1 protein-coding gene is annotated in these 410 nt (G+C 72.4%); it reads left to right on the top strand.

Translation table 11 applies throughout. The features are described 5' to 3' along the window. The coding region (locus I6F37_RS42355) for a sulfatase-like hydrolase/transferase (RefSeq protein ID WP_225154728.1) at nucleotides 1–410 on the top strand (410 nt) is incomplete at both ends.

Here is a 410-nt window from a genome sequence, read left to right as displayed (position 1 = left end):
ACGTGCAGCCCCGCTTCGCGCAAGCGTCGGAGAACGGTGCGTACGGGGCGGCGGTGGCGTGCATCGACTGGGCCCTCGCCGTGCTGCTGCACGAGTTGGAGGCCCTCGGCCTCGCCGACGACACGATCGTGATCTTCACCAGCGACAACGGGGCCCGGGGTGTCGAGGGCGGCAGCAACGCCCCGCTCAACGGGACCAAGGGCACCACCTGGGAGGGCGGCATGCGGGTCCCGCTCATCGTCCGCTGGCCCAGCACGGTCGCCCCGGGCCGTGCCACCACCGAGGTGGCGACGTCGATGGACCTGTACCCGACGCTGGCGGCGCTGTGCGGTGGCGAGGTCCCCACCGATCGCACCATCGACGGCCGCGACATCACGCCCCTGCTGACCGGCAACGAGGGTGCCGTCTCG

The organism is Bradyrhizobium sp. NBAIM08 (assembly GCF_020193935.1).
Classification (GTDB): Bacteria; Pseudomonadota; Alphaproteobacteria; order Rhizobiales; family Xanthobacteraceae; genus Bradyrhizobium; species Bradyrhizobium yuanmingense.
The sequence above is the reverse complement of the archived record's forward strand: the minus strand, read 5'-3'. Positions and strand labels throughout refer to the sequence as shown.